Genomic DNA, 20,037 nt, shown 5'->3' on the forward strand with positions numbered 1-20,037 from the left:
AATTATATTATTGATTCATTAATATTTCATTAATATTAAATTACTCAACTGTAACACTCTTAGCCAGACCTCTCGGTTTGTCTACATCTCTTCCCAACTCAACGGCTTTATAGTATGCAAGTAATTGAAATGCAGGGGCATAGACAATTGGAGAAATTTCCTCAATTACCTCAGGAACAGTGATATTTTTAACCCCGTCTATGTTAGTGGGAGTTATTGCAATAACTTTTCCATTTCTTGCTTTAACTTCTTCAATATTTGCGATTAGGGAGTTAAATACACGGGAGGATTTTGGAGGAACTATTGCAATAGTATCCATATTCTCATCTATAAGAGAGATCGTTCCATGTTTTAACATCCCTCCACTCATTCCTTCCGCGTGAAGATATGTGATCTCTTTAAATTTTAATGCCCCCTCCAATGCACTCGCAATGTTTATTCCACGAGATATAAAAATATAGTTTTTTACATTTAGATCTTGAGCGATCTTTTTAATCTCTTCTTTGATATTTAAGACCTCTTTTATATATTCGGGAATCATCTCTAACTCTTTCTCATATTTGCTCATATCTCTTCCCAATAATTTACCATATTCAATAAACAACCTATAAAGAATTACAAGTTGTGATGTGTAAGTTTTGGTGGCACAGACAGCTATTTCAATCCCTGCTCCCATCATAACGGTAATGTCTGCCTCTCTCGTAGCTGTACTCCCCAATACATTTACTATAACTCCCGTTTTTGCTCCTTTTTTCTTAGCAAATCTTAACGCTTTTAAGGTATCGTATGTTTCTCCACTTTGGGTTATTCCAATCACAAGGGTATTGTTATCTACAACCGCTTTATCTAAAAATTCTGAAGCATCGCAGGCAATAATCAACTTTCCAAGTTTTGCAAATAGATACTCTGCAACCATGGCAGAGTGTAGGGAAGTCCCCATTGCAACGATGTATACTTTGTCATATTTTTTAATGTTTTTTGCAAGTTCTTTTATCTCTTCTGCTGATATTTTTGCTGAGGTCTTTAAAACTTCTGGCTGTTCCATTATCTCTTTTAGCATAAAATGAGGATACCCCATTTTTTCAGCAGATCTCATATCCCATTCTATTTTTATCATCTTCCTATGCACTTTATTTCCTCTGTTTTCAATCGTTAGATCGAATTCATTTTCTCTTTTTTTTCTTATAATGGCAATATCTCCATCTTCTAATGGAATAGCTCTGTTTGTATAATCCAAAAATGCAGTTATATCGCTTCCTAAAAAGTAGCCATCATCACTTATACCGAGTATTAATGGACTTTCATTTCTTGCTCCGATTAATATGTTTGGAAACTTTTTATTTATTATTGCTAATGCATATGTTCCTTTTATCTTGCTAATCGCATTTTTAACCGCTTTTATATAATTTTCTTCATTAATCTTATCAAACTTCTTTAATTCTTCTTCGATCAAATGAGGAACAACTTCGGTATCTGTTTCTGATGTAAATATATGTCCTTTTTTTATTAACTCTTCTTTTAACTCTTTATAGTTTGAAATTATCCCGTTGTGAACTACTGCAATTTCTCCAGCACAATCTACATGAGGATGAGCGTTTTCTTTACTAACGTTTCCATGTGTTGCCCATCTTGAATTATGGTTTACTATTAAGTTTCCAATAAAGTTTTCAAAATCCTCAACTTCTAAATCGTAAACATATTTTACATCTGAGGGAATTTTTTCTATATCGAACTTAACCCATATAATTTTTTCTTGTTCCGTGTTAATATTCTTATTTTCAAAGAGATCGCTAATTTTATTCTTCTCTATTGTAAGTTTTATAACGTCCTCTGATTTCCCTCCCCAACATCTATTAACTTTAATTTTTGAATATATAGGTAATATTCCAAACCTGAGGAGTAAAAATTGTATATCTCTTGCAAATTCTTCTGATGGTAATATGATCTCTATTTTCTCTGATTTTTCAGTTTTAGCGTCAAAAATTCCTTTTAAATAATATTTTATTGCATTATTATCAAGGTTGAATATAAACTTTGGATTTTTTCTTTCTTTTAGTTTAAGGGATAATTCAGGAATATTTCTTTTAATCCAAGATACTATTTTATTATCCTGTATTTCAAGAGTGTTTTCTTTTATTATGGATTTTTTAACATTAAACACTTCCTCGATCAGTTTTTTATATCTTTTTAGTGTATTGATGTCTTCGCTTTTTAATAGTAATGTCTCATTTAAAATGATCCCTCCCGCCATTATGAAGCCAAGAATTTGCATCATTAGTTGTGCGATATTTTTATCAGACATTGTATACTGGAAAGGGTGTTTAAACTCCTTAATATTTTTTAAAGGAAGTTTTCTAAGCACTCCGATGAGTTCTTTTCCAGTGAGATCTTTAACGCACTTCTCTACAATTCTTCCATTTTCTAAAACAAAGAGTTTATGCTCCCCTGTGGTTATTAGTTCTGAGTATGGGCATTTTATTTTATATAAAATTTCTGGGGCTCTGTGTTTAAACGTTTTAACTTTCTTTTTATATATTTTTAGATCTTCAAAATTCACTGAAAGAACTTCTTCCCCATCTTTCATTTCTGATATTTTTTTAAATGAGCCATCTGCCAATGCCACATAGGTGTCCGGATGTAAACAGTGTCCAATTCCAACATTTCCCTTAACATCTAAAAATCTCTCCTTTTTAGCAACTTCTTCAACCTTTCCAACGTTCTTTTTTATTATTAGTTTTCCATTCTCTAAAACCCCGATTCCGCAACTATCATACCCTCTGTATTCTAACCGTTTTAGTCCATTTAAAAGTATTTCAGATGCATTTTTGTTCCCAATGTAGCCGATAATTCCACACATGACGTTCACCGATAAAACTAAATATCTCCTAAACTAATAAATAGTTAAAGATACTTAAACAATTTTTAACCTTCTCAATTAAATATTTTATTGAATGTTGACATTTTAATTTATAAAGTATATATAGTCGATTGAGATGGCTAAAATTTGGGTAAGATAGAATTTTTGCAGATATTGATTAGGATATAAATTAGAATTAAAAAGGACGATCAAATCAGTAAAAGATTATGATACATAAACCTCAATACGTTTAGATCTGCCAAAACAATTGTAATTTAATATAGAAATATGATAATTAAATAATAATTAAATAAATAGAAACATATAGAAAGAAATAGTGTTGGAGGTGGTGGAGTATGGTATTTGGAAGTTCAGCAAGCGAGAAAACACCAGAGGAGATATTAAAAGGCGTTGCGTTAATGTTGGATGAGATTATTAACGATACAACTGTTCCAAGAAACATAAGGGCAGCAGCAGAAAAGGCCAAAGAGACCGTTCTAAAAGAGGAAGAGGAACCAATAGTAAGAAGTGCAACAGCAATCCATATATTAGATGAGATAAGCAACGATCCAAACATGCCTTTACATACAAGAACACAGATATGGAGTATAGTCAGTGAATTGGAGAGGGTAAAATAATATTAAAAATTAATATAAAAAATAAAAATTGGTTATCTTTCAAAAAGATATTTTAAAAGCGTTAGTTTTGCCTGCTCTTCTAAGACCTCAACTTTTATATATGCGTCAAGCAGATCCTTTCCCAAGCAAACAACACCATGATTTTTTAGTAAAATTACATCTTCGTCTCTTTTTCCTGCCTCTTCTGCTAATTTTAAGCTCCCTGCCTCGAAATAGTCAACATATCCAATCTTTTTTAGGAATATTTTACCCTCGGGAGTTAATAGTTCAATCTCCCTATCCATTGTAGATAAAAATGTGGAAATAATCGAGTGGGTATGGATTATTGCGTTAATATCTTTTCTCTTTTTATATAATGCTAAGTGGAGATTTTTTTCTGATGTGGGATTTCCTTTTATAATATTTCCTCTGAGATCGATTTCTGCAATATCTTCCTCTCTCAGAAAACCTAAAATGGAACCCGTTGGGGTTAGATACACTTTTTCATCTTCTCTAACAGAAACATTTCCTCCACTTCCAACAACATATTTTCTATCGTATAGCATCTTACATATTTTAATAAATAACTTTTTATCCACTATACCACCAACCTCAACGATAAAAATTTTTTTAATTTTTCATTATTTTTTTATAATATTATTTTATTAAGATTAAGATATTAATTTAATTTTTTATAGCCCTTATCAGTTTTAGTTGTCTAAGAATAAACTTTATTAATCATATTAACTATTATTATCTATTTTGCAATTAAATATTTTATACTCCAATTAATCATAACTAAAAACTAAAAAATTTTAATGGTTTGAATTTATATAGTAATAAACATGGATGGGGATGATATGATTAACATATACAATAAATTTGCGGATAGTAAATGCTATGAAGTTGCGATCGTTGTAGATGTATTGAGGGCATCAACTACAATAACAACATTACTCTCCTTTATTGATGAAGTTTATATAACAACATCAACAGAGAGAAGGGAGAAAGGTGTTTATATTGGAGAAAGAAAAGGAAAAAAGATTAAAGGTTTTGATTTTGGAAACTCTCCAACGGAAATCTTGGCAAACAAGGAAACAATAAAAGAAAGATATATGGCTGGAGAAGATGTTATACTATCCACTACAAATGGAACGAGGGTTTTAAAGAATTTGAATGCAGACGAAATATATATTGGAGCCATTATCAATGCAAAATTTGTGGCTGATATTGTTAAAGAACATGAAAATGTGAGTTTAGTTCCTTGCCATAGGGAAAATACGTTTGCGATTGATGATTTTATTGGATGTGGCATTATAGCCAATTATTTAACTCATGAATTCGATGAATTTGTTAAAGTGGCTTTGGAATTAATTAAAGGGGACTGGCGATCGCTCATTTTAAACTCTTCTTCTGCACAAAATTTAAAGAATCTGGGGTATGAAGGAGATGTCACCTTTGCCATGTTGGAAAATAGTTTTAAAGTTGTTGGATCTTATAAAAAAGAAGAAAGTAAAGTTGTTCGTGTTAAATAATTGATGTAATTATAAAACAAAATTAAAGTAAAAAATTTGCGTTCATAATATGATGAGAAACGATTAATAAAGGAGCAGGGATGATGATGAGGATTGATATAAATAGGATAGAGAAAGAAGAGGATATAAAACTTTTAAGCGAATTGAATTGGGATGGGTTTGTGTTTTATCAGTATGATGATGAATTTGATAAGGAGAGGTATAATCACGTTAAAGAAATTGCTAAAAACTATGATCTAAAAATATACTGTGGAGTTAAGATAAGAAGTTGTGAAAATTTAAAGGAGTTAAAGAATAAGGTAAAAAAGTATCGAAACAACTGTCATATAATCTTAGTAGAAGGAGGAGTTTTAAAAGTAAATAGGGCAACTGTGGAGATGCATGAGGTAGATGTGCTCTCAACTCCTGAACGTGGACGAAAGGATAGTGGAATAGATCACACCTTAGCAAGATTGGCCTCGCTTCATAGGGTTGCGTTGGAGATAAATTTTAAAAATCTTTTAAATAAAGAAGGATACGAAAGAGCGAGAACACTGCTATTTTTTAGGAATAATCTAAAATTGGCTAAAAAATTTAAGGTTCCGGTCGTTATATCAACTGACGCAGAGACCAAATATGAAATTAAAAATTCAAATGATCTGAGAGCATTTTTAAACACACTTATTGATTTTGAATATACAAAAGAGATCTTAACTACAACTTATAAGATATGCAGTTTTAGAGAACATCTAATGAAGGATAATGTTATTAGATGGGGAGTAGAGATTTTAGAAGATTAAAAGAAAATAATTAAAATTAATAAGAAATTAAGGAAGATATTAAATTATGAAATTGATTTTATTTGGTTGCTTAAATTATTGGCATTTAAGTTTAAACTGTTTAAGACCGCCTCTTTTGCAATCTCCGAAACATCGATCTCTTGTTTAATGTCTATTGGAATGTTGACTTTGGTTATTAGTAAGTTGATTGATATATTTCCAACAACTTCAACAGGAAGTTTAGTGCTTTTTTGCTTTATTGCAACTTCTACAAGTTTTTTATTTGAAATGATTACTGGAAGGGTGAATGTTGTATTTCCAGAGGTTATTTTTATATTTTCTTGCTCTCCATGTCCTAAAAACACTTTTCCATCGTCGGTTAGTGCGTATATATTAAATGATATTTTGTCAATTGTTATTCCGACAGGGTTGGGGTTGTTTACTAAAACCTCAATCTCCATTTTTGTATTATCTGCATTTAATTTTTGAATTTTTTCTCCAACAACTTCTATCTTTGGTTGCTCTAAACATCCAGAAAGACCAAGGGTTATAACAATCAACCCTAATAATAAAAATTTAATATATCTCATAACATCCCCTCTTTACAGTTTTTATGTGGGATTGTTAAAGGGGGTCTTCCCAACGTGGTCATTCATGGACAATTATAGATTTTGAGATACCTACCATTTAAATCTACTGTATAGACCATCAGAGGAAAACCTTCGGTTTTCCTTACTGGAAGCTTCGCTTCCACGTTGGGATTGGGTGGCATCGGTCTCAACTCTCCTCTGGGTTCATTGGAGAGTAAATCATCGACCTTCACCCCAGTCACGGGAACCCCAACTCCGCCTAAGAGTTTTTTAGCTAATTCAACTCCTCTTTTAAAAATATTATAACAACCAACAAATTGTCTATCAAAAATTCCACACTTATCGCATTTTACAACCTGCCCCTCTTGGGACTTCATTTTACTCCCGCATACGGGGCAGGTTTTTGAAGTATAGTGAGGATTAACGTAAAAAACAACGCTTTTATACTCCAACTTTTTCGCTATTTTTTTCCAGTTAGTTCTATCCAAATCCCTATTAAAATCCGAATTCTTATCATACATGTTGAATTTGTCTAAATCTTCAAAGATGAAAATCGCATCTGGAAAGAGTTTAGATAGTTGGGACGTTAGCTTGTTAATAAAGTCCTCAACTCGATTTTTTCTTCTATTCCAGTATTTTTTCAATAATTTGCCAATCCTCTTTGGAGATTTTTTATAGATTGATTTTAACTTATCAATAATAGCATCATAAACTCTTTTTATTCGATGCAATTCGGACAAATCAACTCTAATCCACCCTTTTTCTGGATGATACAAGTCCAACGATTTTAAATTACTATCAACACCAACAACTTTTTTATCGGATAAATCTAACTGTTTTTTAAAGGTTATTAATGCCTCGTTATCCTTTAAAATAACCTCTCCAATGTCAAAATCTTTAACTCTTTCGAAAAACCATTCATCTTTAATGTTTAAAATTAAATACTCTTTTCTCGGTTTTATTGTAATTCTTATCTCTCCTTTCTCTTTATCGTATTTCATCAAGGTAGTTTTAACTCTAACAAAAGGTCTTTTGAATATCGGTTTATTTCTTTTTCTCTTTCCATTTAAATAATTTGACTTCCAACTCTCTATTGCTGAATAAGCTGTCTTAATAGCTCCATCGACATAGTGAGAGGCAAATTCCCAACCTTTCAATAGATAATTTCTTAACGCTTTTTTGAAATCATTGTCCTTTGGAATTTCTGGAATTAATCGAGTAGTTGTATAATATTTGTATTTCTTCTTTCCTATTTTGTATCGATGTTTAACTATCTTTTCCTTCCAGTCGATATTTTCCCAAATAACATCGACAGCCCTTTGAGAGGTTTTTATAAACTCGTAGGGTAAGTTTTTTAAATCGTGGTTGTGTTTAACCTTATAAGTCAATACTATTTCAGTTGGGAGTTTGTTTTTACTTGACATCCTCCTCCCTTACGATTTCTTTAACTGTTTTTGTAAGCTTTTTATACTTAGGAGAGCGAGTTCCATAAAGTTTCCCAGCAAAGTGGGAAACAATAGTTATCAAGTCATCAACTAACTCTTCCTGTGGAGTTTTATGCTTTTTATTTATGATTACAATCTCAGTTCCATAAGATTTAAAGAATTCCTTTAACGTTTCAAAAGCAAATCTTGTTAATCTATCTGGATAAGCAATTATTACTTTTTCAACCTCACGATTCATAACCATTTTCAAAAGTTTTTTGTAGTTTTTTCTCTTTTCGTTTAAACCACTACCTTATCCCATCGTTGCAACGTTTTAACTGAAACTCTTAAGATTTTTGACGCCTCTTTTAGAGTATAATGTCGCTCCATAACCATCAATATCTATATTTGTCTATCTAATTTATAACAGCTTCGGAAGGCAATATAATTATATGCTTTTAAATATTTATAAGGTTATTTATTAATTACTGAAAAGTTAATTAGGAATTAATTAAAAGGTTAATAAAAACTAATAAACGAAAAAACTTAAAAAAAGAATCTAAGTGATTCAAGATGCTAATAAACAAAAGTAAGATTGAGATTATCGAGCAGTTTATTTATATTTTAGAGATTTTAAGTAGTTATGCAAAAGAAGGAAGTGATGAAAAGGCAGTTATTAAAATAATGCTCGATTATCTTGAAAAAGGACAACTTTTAGATGAAGATGTTTTACCAATAGCTATGAAAATCTCTGAAATTGCAAAAAAAGTGGGAAGTTATGATATGAAACGAGAAATAAATCTCCTTCTATTTGGAGAGAAGAAAAAAAGGTTAACAAAAGCACAAAAAAATAAGATAAAAAAAATAATTGAGATTTTGGAGTATTTAAAAGGTTATATTGAGAAAAAACCTTACAAGTCATATGAAGATATTCATATTTTAAATTTAATAGGGTTAAAAATTTTAAGATTGGATGAGGGGATAGTTATAGATTATAAAGCAGAAGTGAGAAGTTTAACGAACATTGCTTTAAGAATAGGAAGTTATGAATTAAAAAGCGAGATTGAATTGTTATTAACTGGAAGAAAAAGACGAAAGTTAACAGAGGAATTTTTAGAAAAAAGATTGTTGATAATAAAAATCTTAGAGATGATTAAGGACTTTATAGATAAAAAAGAGTTCAAATCACCATTTGATTATGAGGCCATATTTTTAATAAACTTGAAAATTCATAGAATAGAAGAGGGAATATTAAAAAACTATGATGAAGAAGTGGAATCACTACTTGGAATAGCGAGAAAAGTAGGTAATCATCAATTAAGAGATCAGATTGTTTTGTTAAAAGAGAGTATTAAGGAAAAATGACAACAAATAATAAAATAACTATAAAAAATAATTAGTATATTAAAAAGGGAGAATATGAAAGTAGTTATAACAAGGCCAAAAGAAAGAGCAGAAGCATTTTCAACTATTTTAAAAAAAGAAAACTTCGATCCAATAATCTTTCCAACATTAAAGTTAGAATACAATAAAGATCTAAAAATTGATTTAGATGAATATGGTTGGATTATTTTTACATCACCAAGTGGTGTGATTGGACTTAACAACATACTGTCAGAAAAAGAAAAAGAAAATGTTAAAGATAAAAAAATTGCCGCAATAGGAGAAAAAACCGCAAAAATGGTTAAAAAAATATTTGGAAAGTATCCAGATATTGTTCCAAAGCAATATACTGCTGAATGTTTGTTAGAAGAAATAAAAAAACGTGCTGATAAAAACGATAGATTTTTAGTGCCGACAACACCATCAACAAGAGATATTTTAAAAAATAACCTAAATGCAGATTTAGTATTTGTTTATAAATCGGTAGAGCCAGAAAATTTAAAAGAAAATATGGAAGTATTAAAAGAAACATTAAAAAACGAGGAGAGGTTTATTATAACCTTTACAAGTGGCTTAACTGCGAAAAATTTTTTTAAATATGTAGATGATGAATTTTACCAAATGATTAAAAATAACTATATTGTTGCGATAGGGCCAATTACAGCAAAAGTTATTCAAAAATTTGGAATTAATCCAAAAATTCCAGATAAATATACGATTGAAGGAATGTTGGAAGTTATTAAATCAATTAGAAGAGAAAATAACATTTAAAAAGGGGAAACTATGATAAACATCAACGACAAAGATATGATAAAAAAGGCAATAGATAAAATAGAAAAACTATCAGAAAAAGTGGATCAATTGAAAATAATGCACGTATGTGGAAGTCATGAACATACTATCTGTAAATATGGAATCAGAGAAGTTCTTCCAGAAAATATCAAAGTTATTCCTGGCCCTGGATGCCCTGTCTGCGTAACAACGCAAAAAGAGATAGATACTGCAATATACTTGGCAGATAATGGATATGTAATAACAACCCTCGGAGATATGTATAGAGTTCCTGGTAGTGAAAAATCCCTGATGGAAAAACAGTCAGAGGGTTGCGATGTTAGGATTGTTTATAGCATAAGTGAAGCTGTAAAAATGGCTAAAAAAGAAAAAGATAAAAAATTTGTTTTTGTAGCAATAGGGTTTGAAACAACCGCTCCAACCACAGGAGCAGAATTAATAGCTCTAAAAAATAAGGATGTTAACAACTTCTTTATACTGAACTGTCATAGACAAACACCTCCAGTTATGGAGTTTTTATTGAAAGAAGGTGTTTACTTAAACGCTTTTATCTGTCCAGGTCATGTTTCTACAATAACCGGATTAAAGCCATACTATAAACTTTGTAAGGAGTTTAAAACTCCAATGGTTGTGGCTGGTTTTGAACCCATAGATGTTCTGATCTCAATTGTTATGATATTAAAGCAGATTATTAGTGGAGATATAAAGGTGGAGAATGAATATAAAAGAGCAGTGCGAGATGAAGGAAATGTTTTAGCCCAAAAGATAATAAATGAGGTTTTTGAAAGCATAGATGTGCCTTGGAGGGGCTTTCCAGTGGTAGAAAATGGAGGTTTTGGTCTTAGGGATAAATATAGAATTTTTGATATTTATGAACATGAAGATATTCCAGAAATAAAAGAAAAAATTCCAAAAGGTTGCATCTGCGATAAAATTTTAAGAGGAGAAAAACTTCCAACCGACTGCCCATTATTTGGAACCGTCTGCACCCCCCTAAACCCAGTTGGTAGTTGTATGGTTTCGGATGAGGGGACTTGTAGGATATTTTATAAGTATAGGGGAATTTGAATATTCAATTTTGATGAAAATTATTGGTTGTCAAACTTTAAATAAACCGTATACGTTGGAAATGCAAATTCTATTCCTTCTTTATCGAATTCTTCTTTTATTTTTAAATTAATTTCATTTACCGTGTTAATATATCTCCTATAACCATCATACTTAAAATTTTTAACATAATAAACCACTTGGATATTTAAACTCCAATCCCCATATTCTTTAAAGTAAACGGTTATAGGTTCTTCTTCGACATTTGGATGGTTTAATAAAATATTTTTTATTATTTCCTCCGCTTTTTTGATCTTTTCAACAGGTGTAGAATAAGTTATACCTATCGTTGTTATAACCCTCCATTTATTTTTAGATGGAACATTCTGTATAACATCATCTATGAGTTTAGAGTTTGGAACTACGATGATAGAGTTGTCTTGAGATCTTATCTTTGTGCTTCTTATTCCAATATCTTCAACAATACCACTGCCTCCACTAAAAGTTATCCAATTTCCTATTTTAAAGGGCTTATCTGTTATGATTATCAAACCTGCAATTAAATTGGAAACAAGATTTTGAGATGCCAACGCAACTGCTAAACCACCTATCCCCAAACCTGCAAGAAGTGTTTTTATATCATAACCAAGATTACTCAAAATTAACAACAGCCCAATAACCCAAACAATCAATCTAACGAGTTTTTTAGTTAAAACTACAAACTGATCGTCAACATCTTTTTTTGTCTTTTTTGAAATTGTATGGGCTAAATATCTCTCTACGAGTTCTGTGAAAAATCTATCTAAAAATACAATAATACACAAAATAAACGCAGTTAAAATACCCTCATTTGTCGTAGTTTTTAGAGAAAGTGGAAGGTAAAGAAAATTAACTCCAAAATAAAACCCTGCCAATATTATGGCTATCGCTACGGGGAGGGATAAAGCCCTAACAAGGAGTTCATCCAATTCTATTCCGCTTTTTTCATGTAGTTTATCAGCTATTCTTTCAATTAATGCATTAGCATATTTTCCGATAATTATTGACACAAGAATAGAAATGATGGATAGAACATAGTTGGTTAGAGAGTTGTTGGATATTACATATGAGATCATCTGCATGATAGTCATATCTTCACCATCAAATAGAAGGTTTCTTGTTAGATCTATTCCTTATTGCAGTATCGTTTGACTATCTCTTTAACAATATCAAAAGAGCTATGGAATGGACATTTTTTATAATTTTTAAATCTAACAATTTTTGGATGTAGATTGTGTTTTTCAAGTTCTTTTTTTAACGTTTCTTCATCAAATGTCATCTGATCTGGGCCAAGAACTATTATATCGGGTTTTAATTTTAATATTGGCTCTAATTTATTATTTAAGCTACCCAATATTGCTTTATCTACTGGTTTTAATGCCTCTACCATCTCTCTCCTCTGATTTTCTGGGATTATTGGTTTTCTACCTTTTAATCTTTCAACGGTCTTATCTCTTGCTATTATTACTATTAACTCGTCTCCTAAACTTTTAGCAAACTTTAATATCTCATAATGCCCCGGATGAAGAATATCAAACGTTCCTGCCGTTATTACTCTTTTTTTTACATTTCTATCTTTTTCCATAGAGTATACACCACATAATCCACTTGTTATTAATATTTTCTTGCTGTTTTTGTCATATTATTTTGTATTTATTTTTCACTTAATTTATTATTTTGAATTTATTTTAATTTTTATTTTTTAAATCTTCTTATCTCTATATTTAGCCAAATAGAAAGCATTTAACGCTCCAACAACTAAGGGACCTATTGCAAATCCACTTAGACCAAGAGATAAAGGGGCGATTAAAAATGCAACTACAACAAGAACAGGATGTATGTCAACTTCTTTTTTCACGATATATGGCCTTATAACAAAATCAGGAGCAATAGATAAGAATAACTCCCCATATATAAATATAAAAATTGCCTTTGCATAGTTATGTGTTAGGAAGAAGTATATTGCAATTGCAATATAAACCATCCAGCCCCCAAGTATTGGAAGGAGGGCAAAAACACCCGTAATTATTGCAAATAACTCAGCATATTTAACTCCTGCTATTAAGTAGCCAATGTATGAGAGAATTGTAATTATGATCGATAAAGATACGCAACTTATGAATAAATTTTTATAGGAATCGTGAAGATACTGTAAATAGATCCTCATCTTCTCTTTATAGTTTTCTGGAGTGAATGATATAACCACGTCTTTGAACTTATAGCCATCCCTTAAAAAGTAGAATGTTATAAATAATACCAAAATTGTTTTTATAGCCAGATAACCAACATCTATAATTTTTCCAGAAAGCTGGCTTATTGCATATTTTATCAACTCATTAACATATTTTGTTATCATCTCATCGTTGGTTATAATCCTGTCCAGTAGGGGGTTGTTTAGCACACTGAGGAAGTATTGGTTTATGGAATTAGGATCTATCGATAAGACGATATTTAAGAATGTAGAGAATGCATAAATAGTGATTAAGGTTATTGGAATTAAATATATACCTATTGCAAGAGCTGCTGACACTGTTCTATTTAGCTTTTTTACCAGCAAATTATAGATCGGAAGAGCCATATAGGCAAATGCACATGCATAAGCAAACGTATCAATAAATGGAAACACTATATACAACAACACAAGCAACAAACCGATAACAATGGCCTTTCTTATATACTTAAACTCATCAAAATTCATGGTATCACGGGATCTATATGAAAGTTTTAATGCCTACTATATATCACCCTCACATTGGAGGAATTACCTTACATGTAGAGAACTTAGTAAAGAATTTGAGTAATGTCGAGTTCCATATAATTACTTATGATAGATATGAAGAAAACAGATATAAAAATGTAATTGTTCATGAAGTCCCACATTTAAAAAGAATTAGGGGAATAAGTTATCTAATAAACGCATATAAACTTGGAAAAAAAATAATCGAAAAAGAGGAAATCGATCTGATACATTCACACTATGCGTTTCCACAGGGGTGTGTTGGAGCGTTATTAAAAAGAAAATACCACATTCCTCATATATTAACACTTCACGGTAGTGATGCTTTAATCTTAAAGAACTCAATAAAAGGAAAATACTTCTTTGATTATGCAGTATACAACGCAGATACAATAATATGTGTTAGTAAATACATACAATCCCAATTAGCAAAAGAACTTAGAAAAAAATCCGTAGTTGTTTATAATGGAGTAGATGAAAATCTGTTATACAATGAAGGAGATAATGAATTTGGGCTGTTTGTTGGAGCTTTCGTTCCTCAAAAGGGAGTAGATATTTTAATAAACGCAATAAAGGGTATTGATTTCAATTTTAAACTTGTAGGAGATGGAAAATTATTTAAAAAAATCGAACGCTTTGTGTTGGAAAATAAACTAAAAAATGTAGAACTACTTGGAAAAAGGTCATTTAAAGACGTTGCCTCGTTAATGAGAACATGTAGCTTTCTGATAGTTCCTTCTCGAAGTGAGGGCTTTGGAATGGTTGCTGTGGAAGCAATGGCTTGCTCTAAACCAGTAATTGCTTCTAATGTTGGGGGTTTGAGCGAGATTATTGAAGATAGGGTTAATGGACTGTTATTTGAAAAAGAAAATATTAATGATTTAAGAGAAAAAATTACACTTCTTGTTAATAATAGAGAGATGAGAAATAACCTTGGAAAAGAAGGAAAAAAACGTTCTAAAAATTTTTCATGGAAAAAATGTGCTGAGGAGGTTTTAAAACTTTATTACGACAGTGTTGATTAAATACCAAATTAATCATACTCTCTCCACGTATGGCCACACTTTTTACACTTGTAAAATCTTGTTTCCGGTTCATCTGCACATCTTGTTTGTTGCAACCACCAGTATGCCTCCGTATGTCCACACTTTGGACACTCTATCCTCGTTGTTGGTAATGTCTCAAGACCCTCATCTTCTATAACAGTTATTTCCTTTTTCTTAGGTTCTAAATGCTCTTTATATTCATACTCATTACTAACTTCGGCAGTTTCTTCTTCATATCCACAAACAGCACATTTTAATTTTCCATCTTTTGGTAGCATTAGATTTTTACATTTTGGACAAAACTTTACCATCTTTCCACCTCAGATAATCTTTTATTATTCGCTCATGATCAAAAGCCAACTCTGGCAGAGCATTCAGATCAAAAAACTCCGCCTCTTTTGCATCATCTCCTGCTTTCAGCTTTCCTCCAACAACCTTTAAGATATAAGTTATAGATATTACATGTCCTCTTGGATCCCTTGTAGGAGATGAATAAACTCCTAAGAGGTCTATTATCTCTGTAATTAATCCAGTTTCTTCTTTAATTTCTCTAATAACTGCATTTTCAACCGTCTCTCCACACTCGACAAAACCTCCGGGGATTGCAAAATATCCCTTAAAAGGAGGATTTTTTCTTTTTATTAGTAATATTTTATCATCCTGCTCGATTATTCCATCCACAGCCACAGCAGGATGAAGATACAACCCATACTTTTTTAGATCCCTCTTTTTTATAAATTTTTTAGAGAATCTCTTCCCGAAAAGATTTGTGGCAATTATTTTTCCACTTATACAGAAGCACTTTCCTCTCATAAATTCCACGTGATTTTTTGTATTAAAGTTAAAAACGATTTTATATTTTTTGGTAATAAATATTAAAGGAAAATGTTTCACAATATATAAAATTTGTGGTATTCATGAAAAAAGAAATTGAAGTTATAGGATTTGATGATGCTCCATTTAACAGATCAGATAGGGAGTGTATCTTAATAGGAACATACATGAGAGGATCTTGCATAATTGATGGCATTTACTTCCGAAAATTTGAGAAAGATGGAATGGATATAACCAAAAAAATAATTGAGGTAGTTAAAGATCGACACTATCCAAAAATAAAAGCTGTTTTTTTATATGGAATTACCTTTGGTGGGTTTAATATAGCTGATATATATGAAATAAACGAAAAAACAGAAAAGCCAGTTATTGTCGTTATAGATAAAAAGCCAAATATTGAGAAAATGTTTTCCGCGATTGAAAAACACTTTAACGATTCTGAAGAAAGAATATCTCTTATAAAAAGCTTTCCAAAGCCAGAAAAGTTGAATGACATATATGTTCAATACGTTGGAACAGATAAAAATTTTGTTAAAAAAGTTATTGAAATTACAAAACTTAAAAGCAAAATTCCAGAATGTCTGAGAATTTCACACTTGATAGGGAGAGGTTTTTTAGATATTAAAAAGTAGTAGTGTGAGATTTTTCTCATTTTTTATTTAGTTTTTATTCCCTCCTGCTTTACAGGATAAGGCATAAACTCAACGGTTCCTCTCTGTTTTAATGGCTGTTTATACAACTCCATTAACATATAAACCTCTTCTGGAACGTTTGTATCAACATCCAATCCAAGTTCTCGAGCTTCTTCAACAGTTATAGGATAATCATGAGTCCATCTTCCTTCAGTTAAGGTTTTTGATAGTTCTTTTGCCTTTTCTTCTCCATATTTATCCTTTAATAAGCCATATACAAATCTTTGAACTTGATTTATAGCTTTCTGTGCTATATCTGCTAATATAATTGTCTGATCATCAGCTTTTTCTACACCCTTTTCTTTAACTGCTTTGACTATACTTGGAGCAGGATACTGACCAAGTTGTGGATCTACTGGTCCTAAGACAGCATTTTCGTCCATGATTATTTTATCCGCTGCAAGTGCAATTAACGTTCCCCCACTCATTGCATAGTGAGGAACTATAACCCTCGTTTCAGAAGGATGGTTTTTTAATGCCTTTGCAATTTGCGTGGCTGCTAAAACCAATCCTCCTGGCGTGTGTATTATCAAGTCGATCGGTTTGTCTTTTGGAGCAGATCTTATAGCCCTTAAAATTTCCTCGCTGTCTTCAATAGTTATGAATTTATATACTGGAATTCCAAATAAACCAATACTCTCCTGTCTGTGTATCATCGTTATGACTGTTGAATTTCTTTTTCTCGAAAGATCTCTCAAGATTCTTAATCTTGCAAGTTGAAGTTGTCTATACTGTATCTGAGGGGCCATGATCAAATAAAAAAACAACAGCCACCAAATTAATGAGCTTAAAAAACCGCTCAGTGGATCCATACTCTCACACGTTCAATTTTTATTTTTATTTTATTTCGTTTTCGAGATTTTTTGTTTTTAATCATCTCATTAATTAATTTTTGGAGTTCTTATTATAAAATATTTTCCTCGCAAGATCTGGAAACATAACAAAACGATAAAATACTAACTAAAAAATAATAAAAAATAAAAAATAATTAAGACAAAAAAGTGAGGGATAATGAATTAAAATTACTTAAAAGCTTTATTCTTACGTTTTCCTATCAAATTTTCCTAAGTTTTCATTGCTATTATTTTTAATTCTGATTATTTTGTTTTATAATTAATCATTTTTAATTATTTTATTCCCATCGCTTTGTTTGTTTTTTCTATTGATTTAAACTTGTCATCTTCCATTTGAAGCATAGCCCTTATACAATCGATATTTTCTGGAACTACAATACTTTCTTGATGAACGGCCTGCATTAAAAAGATCTCTCTGTCTAATACGTTAACACTCTCCTCCCAAATCACAAGTTCATTTATATCATATCTCAATCTTCCAATATCTCTTCCATATTCGATTATTTTGGCTGTTGAAGTGAATCCGTCCTCTGCTTTAACAGTTATAATCCTTGGAGTTTTTAAAATGGAATCTAAAACATCTTCTCTACTGATATTGTCATCAACCTCCACCATCAATGTGTGTTGATGCATCAATGTTGTTGGAACTATAACCGCAGATGTTAAGATCTTCCCTTCAAGTTCTGGAACAACTGAAACAACATCTGGACCATGATGCGAAGGAACCGTTACTGGATTAGGAGTTATCGCATTTATAGGCCCAGTTTTATCATCGTTTGGATCTGCCGCTCTCCTAACTAACACAACTCTTGCTTTTTTTATGTTGGATACTTCGTTTATTGCATATAAGATCCTACACAACCCGGTTGTGTTGCAAGAAACAACCCTAATATAGTCCTTTCCATAGCATCTATCAAAACTCCACAATGCGTTAAAGCTATCCTCCACATCTTTCGCTTTTTCCCCTCCCTGTAATATGGCTTTAACCTTGTTTGGTTTATATATGTTTTCCAAGTTTTGTTTACCAATTTTTTTGGGGGCTCCATCAACGACAATATCTGCTTCTTCTATAACATCTAAAATAGTTCCCTCTACTGGAATACCTGCCTCTTCAAATAGTTTTATTCTTTCTCTGTCAGGAACTGCTACAAAAAGCTTGTATCCCTTCTCAACAGCCAATCTTGCTTCAAAATCTGGCTTGGTTTTACTGACTCCTATAACTTCCATATCATCCTGAACTGCCACAGCATCAGCTACTCTTTTTCCAATAGATCCATACCCATTTATTAAAACCTTTGCTGACATAACCTCACCACTTTTTTGTTCTTAGGCATACACTAAGATGGTTTTGGTTTTTATACTTTTTATAATTTGCAATTCAAAAAATAGGAAAGTTTATATTATAAAATTAAATAAAATTATAATTATTGAGAACAACAGTTGAGGTGAAAATGTGATAATAGAAGAACTTGTAGAGGTCTCTGGAATCGATAGAAAAAGTTTAAGGAGGATTTTAATTATTTTGGAGTTCTCGCTTAGAAAAAAAGATGGATCACCAACGAGTTTCGCTGAAAAATTCGAAATACAATCATTTGAAGATCTTTATGAATATTTAAAAGAGGTAAAGACAAATCTAAAAAGAGATCATGAAATTGAAGGATTTAATGGTTTAACCGAGATGTGGAAAAGTGTAGCTCCAAGGGCACAGTACTGGATAATGGAGACATTTGGAGAAGAGAACCCAAGAGATGCTTTGTTCTCTGCAAGTGTTTTTACTATGAGGACTTTTGGAATAATGCTTGATAACCTCCGACTATTAAAAAAGATAATTAAAATGTTGGATGAGCGTAGAAAAGAGGTTAGTGAATTTGTTTCTGCTCAAAAGTTTGAAACTGAGGATTTAGAATAACAACGAAAATAGAATCGTCAGTATATCAGAATTAACGAAGTGATTAGAGAAGATTAAAATGTCTTTTTATAACTTCTCTCTCTTTTAGATTTAATTTCTTCATAATTTCGGCAATTAGCAGATCTAAAAATATCATTGCAGTTTGTTCAAATGTCGTTCCCATTGGTAGATAATCCGATTTTTCAACATCCAATCGTATGATCAATTCAGCAAATTCTGCAACACTTCCACATTCACATACTATTGCAACGATATTATTATTTACTTTTTTTGCTTTTTTTGCAACAGTTAGAACACTTTCCGTTTTTCCACTTCCAGATATTAGGATTAAAAGATCATCTTTCTCATATTTTGGAGTTATTGTCTCTCCAACAAAATAGGAATTAAGTCCAAGATGAAACAGTCGCATTGCAAAACATCTTCCAACATAGCCACTTCTCCCTACTCCAAAAATAAATATTTTTTTGGATTTTAGTATTTTTTCAATCAATAGATAAAATTTTTCACTTTCTCTGATTTTTTTCAACATTGATATATTTTTTAATATTATGTCTAATTCATCCAATTTCGACACCTATCGGATTTATTTTCACAAATGTATCCAAATTTATTGATTAAATTTTAAAAACATTGTAAATCTTATAATAATTAAATTAATAAAATTCAAAAAACTAACAACGATTAACTTATGATTATTATAATCTAATAAATAAGTTATATATTAAGTAAACTAAATGGTGGGGGTGCTGGGATTTGAACCCAGGTCCAGGGATTTCTCCTGCCGTGGTCCAGCGCCCTATAGGCAACTGGAGTCCCCGATGATAGACCTGGCTACACCACACCCCCTCTTTAATAAAAATCAACGACACATATAAAAAGTAAAAGGGGTTATATAAATTTTACGGTTCAACAGGAATGTGGAG

At 31.3% G+C, this 20,037-nt stretch carries 21 protein-coding genes, 1 tRNA gene and 1 pseudogene; 9 read left to right on the forward strand and 14 right to left on the reverse strand.

Features of this window, described 5'->3' with window-relative positions; all coding sequences use genetic code 11:
• Positions 1-40: 40 nt before the first annotated feature.
• Positions 41-2,857: a glutamine--fructose-6-phosphate transaminase (isomerizing) gene (gene glmS, locus METVU_RS01830; protein WP_012819779.1), complete on the reverse strand. Its 2,817-nt coding sequence runs from the start codon at positions 2,855-2,857 to the stop codon at positions 41-43.
• 356 nt (positions 2,858-3,213) lie between these two features.
• Here glmS and METVU_RS01835 point away from each other — a divergent pair, with 356 nt between their 5' ends.
• On the forward strand, positions 3,214-3,495 hold the full coding sequence (locus METVU_RS01835; RefSeq protein WP_012819780.1) for a UPF0147 family protein: 282 nt from the start codon (positions 3,214-3,216) through the stop codon (positions 3,493-3,495).
• 32 nt (positions 3,496-3,527) lie between these two features.
• Here the strand turns inward: METVU_RS01835 and fucA are convergent, their stop codons facing one another.
• Complete coding sequence (fucA, locus tag METVU_RS01840) at positions 3,528-4,073, reverse strand: L-fuculose phosphate aldolase (RefSeq protein ID WP_012819781.1); 546 nt, start codon at positions 4,071-4,073, stop codon at positions 3,528-3,530.
• A gap of 261 nt (positions 4,074-4,334) precedes the next feature.
• Here fucA and comB point away from each other — a divergent pair, with 261 nt between their 5' ends.
• Both comB and rnp3 read left to right on the forward strand, forming a co-directional pair.
• Positions 4,335-5,009 (forward strand): 2-phosphosulfolactate phosphatase, encoded by a 675-nt coding sequence (comB, locus tag METVU_RS01845; RefSeq protein ID WP_012819782.1) that lies wholly within the window; start codon positions 4,335-4,337, stop codon positions 5,007-5,009.
• A gap of 86 nt (positions 5,010-5,095) precedes the next feature.
• A complete protein-coding gene (rnp3, locus tag METVU_RS01850) occupies positions 5,096-5,788 on the forward strand; it encodes a ribonuclease P protein component 3 (protein WP_048196696.1) in 693 nt (230 codons plus the stop codon).
• Between the two features lie 44 nt (positions 5,789-5,832).
• Here the strand turns inward: rnp3 and METVU_RS01855 are convergent, their stop codons facing one another.
• From METVU_RS01855 to METVU_RS01865, 3 genes and pseudogenes are all read right to left on the reverse strand, one after another.
• Positions 5,833-6,357 (reverse strand): LEA type 2 family protein, encoded by a 525-nt coding sequence (locus tag METVU_RS01855; RefSeq protein WP_012819784.1) that lies wholly within the window; start codon positions 6,355-6,357, stop codon positions 5,833-5,835.
• A gap of 62 nt (positions 6,358-6,419) precedes the next feature.
• Positions 6,420-7,781, reverse strand: a complete 1,362-nt coding sequence (locus tag METVU_RS01860) for an IS200/IS605 family accessory protein TnpB-related protein (protein WP_012819785.1) — start codon at positions 7,779-7,781, stop codon at positions 6,420-6,422.
• Positions 7,771-8,094: pseudogene (locus METVU_RS01865) on the reverse strand (IS607 family transposase); the annotation flags it as partial. The pseudogene METVU_RS01865 and the gene METVU_RS01860, both read right to left, overlap by 11 nt.
• 260 nt (positions 8,095-8,354) lie before the next feature.
• On the opposite strand from METVU_RS01865, the gene METVU_RS01870 reads away from it, so the two are divergent.
• From METVU_RS01870 to hypD, 3 genes are read left to right on the forward strand one after another with little or no spacing between them, the layout of a single operon-like run.
• Positions 8,355-9,146, forward strand: a complete 792-nt coding sequence (locus METVU_RS01870) for a hypothetical protein (RefSeq protein WP_012819786.1) — start codon at positions 8,355-8,357, stop codon at positions 9,144-9,146.
• A gap of 54 nt (positions 9,147-9,200) precedes the next feature.
• Positions 9,201-9,935 carry a uroporphyrinogen-III synthase gene (locus METVU_RS01875; RefSeq protein ID WP_012819787.1) on the forward strand — a complete coding sequence of 245 codons (735 nt, stop codon included), beginning with the start codon at positions 9,201-9,203 and terminating at the stop codon, positions 9,933-9,935.
• A gap of 12 nt (positions 9,936-9,947) precedes the next feature.
• Positions 9,948-11,024: a hydrogenase formation protein HypD gene (gene hypD / locus METVU_RS01880; protein ID WP_012819788.1), complete on the forward strand. Its 1,077-nt coding sequence runs from the start codon at positions 9,948-9,950 to the stop codon at positions 11,022-11,024.
• Positions 11,025-11,044: 20 nt separating this feature from the next.
• Here the strand turns inward: hypD and METVU_RS01885 are convergent, their stop codons facing one another.
• The 3 genes from METVU_RS01885 to METVU_RS01895 form a co-directional block, all read right to left on the reverse strand.
• Positions 11,045-12,133: a mechanosensitive ion channel family protein gene (locus METVU_RS01885; protein WP_012819789.1), complete on the reverse strand. Its 1,089-nt coding sequence runs from the start codon at positions 12,131-12,133 to the stop codon at positions 11,045-11,047.
• Between the two features lie 35 nt (positions 12,134-12,168).
• Entirely contained in the window at positions 12,169-12,627 is a 459-nt protein-coding gene (locus METVU_RS01890; RefSeq protein ID WP_012819790.1) for an adenylyltransferase/cytidyltransferase family protein, read from the reverse strand.
• A 117-nt stretch (positions 12,628-12,744) separates the two neighbouring features.
• Complete coding sequence (locus METVU_RS01895; RefSeq protein WP_012819791.1) at positions 12,745-13,740, reverse strand: AI-2E family transporter; 996 nt, start codon at positions 13,738-13,740, stop codon at positions 12,745-12,747.
• A gap of 17 nt (positions 13,741-13,757) precedes the next feature.
• Between METVU_RS01895 and METVU_RS01900 the strand changes: the two genes are divergently transcribed.
• Positions 13,758-14,804, forward strand: coding sequence for a glycosyltransferase family 4 protein (locus METVU_RS01900; protein WP_012819792.1), 1,047 nt, complete (start codon positions 13,758-13,760; stop codon positions 14,802-14,804).
• Positions 14,805-14,812: 8 nt separating this feature from the next.
• Here the strand turns inward: METVU_RS01900 and METVU_RS01905 are convergent, their stop codons facing one another.
• Positions 14,813-15,136, reverse strand: coding sequence for a transcription factor S (locus METVU_RS01905; protein WP_012819793.1), 324 nt, complete (start codon positions 15,134-15,136; stop codon positions 14,813-14,815).
• A complete protein-coding gene (locus METVU_RS01910) occupies positions 15,111-15,638 on the reverse strand; it encodes an NUDIX domain-containing protein (RefSeq protein ID WP_012819794.1) in 528 nt (175 codons plus the stop codon). The genes METVU_RS01905 and METVU_RS01910 overlap by 26 nt, the downstream gene beginning before the upstream one ends.
• Before the next feature lie 104 nt (positions 15,639-15,742).
• On the opposite strand from METVU_RS01910, the gene METVU_RS01915 reads away from it, so the two are divergent.
• Entirely contained in the window at positions 15,743-16,291 is a 549-nt protein-coding gene (locus METVU_RS01915) for an endonuclease dU (RefSeq protein ID WP_012819795.1), read from the forward strand.
• Positions 16,292-16,314: 23 nt separating this feature from the next.
• Here the strand turns inward: METVU_RS01915 and METVU_RS01920 are convergent, their stop codons facing one another.
• Together METVU_RS01920 and METVU_RS01925 are read right to left on the reverse strand one after the other, a co-directional pair.
• Complete coding sequence (locus tag METVU_RS01920; protein ID WP_012819796.1) at positions 16,315-17,163, reverse strand: SDH family Clp fold serine proteinase; 849 nt, start codon at positions 17,161-17,163, stop codon at positions 16,315-16,317.
• 315 nt (positions 17,164-17,478) lie between these two features.
• Positions 17,479-18,510: a type II glyceraldehyde-3-phosphate dehydrogenase gene (locus tag METVU_RS01925; protein WP_012819797.1), complete on the reverse strand. Its 1,032-nt coding sequence runs from the start codon at positions 18,508-18,510 to the stop codon at positions 17,479-17,481.
• Positions 18,511-18,658: 148 nt separating this feature from the next.
• Between METVU_RS01925 and METVU_RS01930 the strand changes: the two genes are divergently transcribed.
• Positions 18,659-19,114: a hypothetical protein gene (locus METVU_RS01930; RefSeq protein ID WP_012819798.1), complete on the forward strand. Its 456-nt coding sequence runs from the start codon at positions 18,659-18,661 to the stop codon at positions 19,112-19,114.
• Between the two features lie 43 nt (positions 19,115-19,157).
• On the opposite strand, the gene hxlB is transcribed toward METVU_RS01930, so the two are convergent.
• The gene (gene hxlB, locus METVU_RS01935) at positions 19,158-19,688 is read right to left on the reverse strand and encodes a 6-phospho-3-hexuloisomerase (RefSeq protein ID WP_012819799.1); all 531 of its coding nucleotides are present in this window, start codon (positions 19,686-19,688) and stop codon (positions 19,158-19,160) included.
• 161 nt (positions 19,689-19,849) lie between these two features.
• A tRNA-Trp gene (locus METVU_RS01940) sits at positions 19,850-19,960 on the reverse strand.
• Positions 19,961-20,037 lie beyond the last annotated feature (77 nt).

The organism is Methanocaldococcus vulcanius M7, assembly GCF_000024625.1.
Taxonomy (GTDB): domain Archaea; phylum AGJL01; class Methanococci; order Methanococcales; family Methanocaldococcaceae; genus Methanocaldococcus; species Methanocaldococcus vulcanius.

Bases quoted from the DNA above. Each gene is read 5' to 3' on its own strand.
- glmS (WP_012819779.1), bottom strand. From the start codon at position 2,857: ATGTGTGGAATTATCGGCTACATTGGGAACAAAAATGCATCTGAAATA.
- METVU_RS01835 (WP_012819780.1), top strand. From the start codon at position 3,214: ATGGTATTTGGAAGTTCAGCAAGCGAGAAAACACCAGAGGAGATATTA.
- comB (WP_012819782.1), top strand. From the start codon at position 4,335: ATGATTAACATATACAATAAATTTGCGGATAGTAAATGCTATGAAGTT.
- rnp3 (WP_048196696.1), top strand. From the start codon at position 5,096: ATGAGGATTGATATAAATAGGATAGAGAAAGAAGAGGATATAAAACTT.
- METVU_RS01855 (WP_012819784.1), bottom strand. From the start codon at position 6,357: ATGAGATATATTAAATTTTTATTATTAGGGTTGATTGTTATAACCCTT.
- METVU_RS01860 (WP_012819785.1), bottom strand. From the start codon at position 7,781: ATGTCAAGTAAAAACAAACTCCCAACTGAAATAGTATTGACTTATAAG.
- METVU_RS01870 (WP_012819786.1), top strand. From the start codon at position 8,355: ATGCTAATAAACAAAAGTAAGATTGAGATTATCGAGCAGTTTATTTAT.
- METVU_RS01875 (WP_012819787.1), top strand. From the start codon at position 9,201: ATGAAAGTAGTTATAACAAGGCCAAAAGAAAGAGCAGAAGCATTTTCA.
- hypD (WP_012819788.1), top strand. From the start codon at position 9,948: ATGATAAACATCAACGACAAAGATATGATAAAAAAGGCAATAGATAAA.
- METVU_RS01885 (WP_012819789.1), bottom strand. From the start codon at position 12,133: ATGACTATCATGCAGATGATCTCATATGTAATATCCAACAACTCTCTA.
- METVU_RS01890 (WP_012819790.1), bottom strand. From the start codon at position 12,627: ATGGAAAAAGATAGAAATGTAAAAAAAAGAGTAATAACGGCAGGAACG.
- METVU_RS01895 (WP_012819791.1), bottom strand. From the start codon at position 13,740: ATGAATTTTGATGAGTTTAAGTATATAAGAAAGGCCATTGTTATCGGT.
- METVU_RS01900 (WP_012819792.1), top strand. From the start codon at position 13,758: ATGAAAGTTTTAATGCCTACTATATATCACCCTCACATTGGAGGAATT.
- METVU_RS01905 (WP_012819793.1), bottom strand. From the start codon at position 15,136: ATGGTAAAGTTTTGTCCAAAATGTAAAAATCTAATGCTACCAAAAGAT.
- METVU_RS01910 (WP_012819794.1), bottom strand. From the start codon at position 15,638: ATGAGAGGAAAGTGCTTCTGTATAAGTGGAAAAATAATTGCCACAAAT.
- METVU_RS01915 (WP_012819795.1), top strand. From the start codon at position 15,743: ATGAAAAAAGAAATTGAAGTTATAGGATTTGATGATGCTCCATTTAAC.
- METVU_RS01920 (WP_012819796.1), bottom strand. From the start codon at position 17,163: ATGGATCCACTGAGCGGTTTTTTAAGCTCATTAATTTGGTGGCTGTTG.
- METVU_RS01925 (WP_012819797.1), bottom strand. From the start codon at position 18,510: ATGTCAGCAAAGGTTTTAATAAATGGGTATGGATCTATTGGAAAAAGA.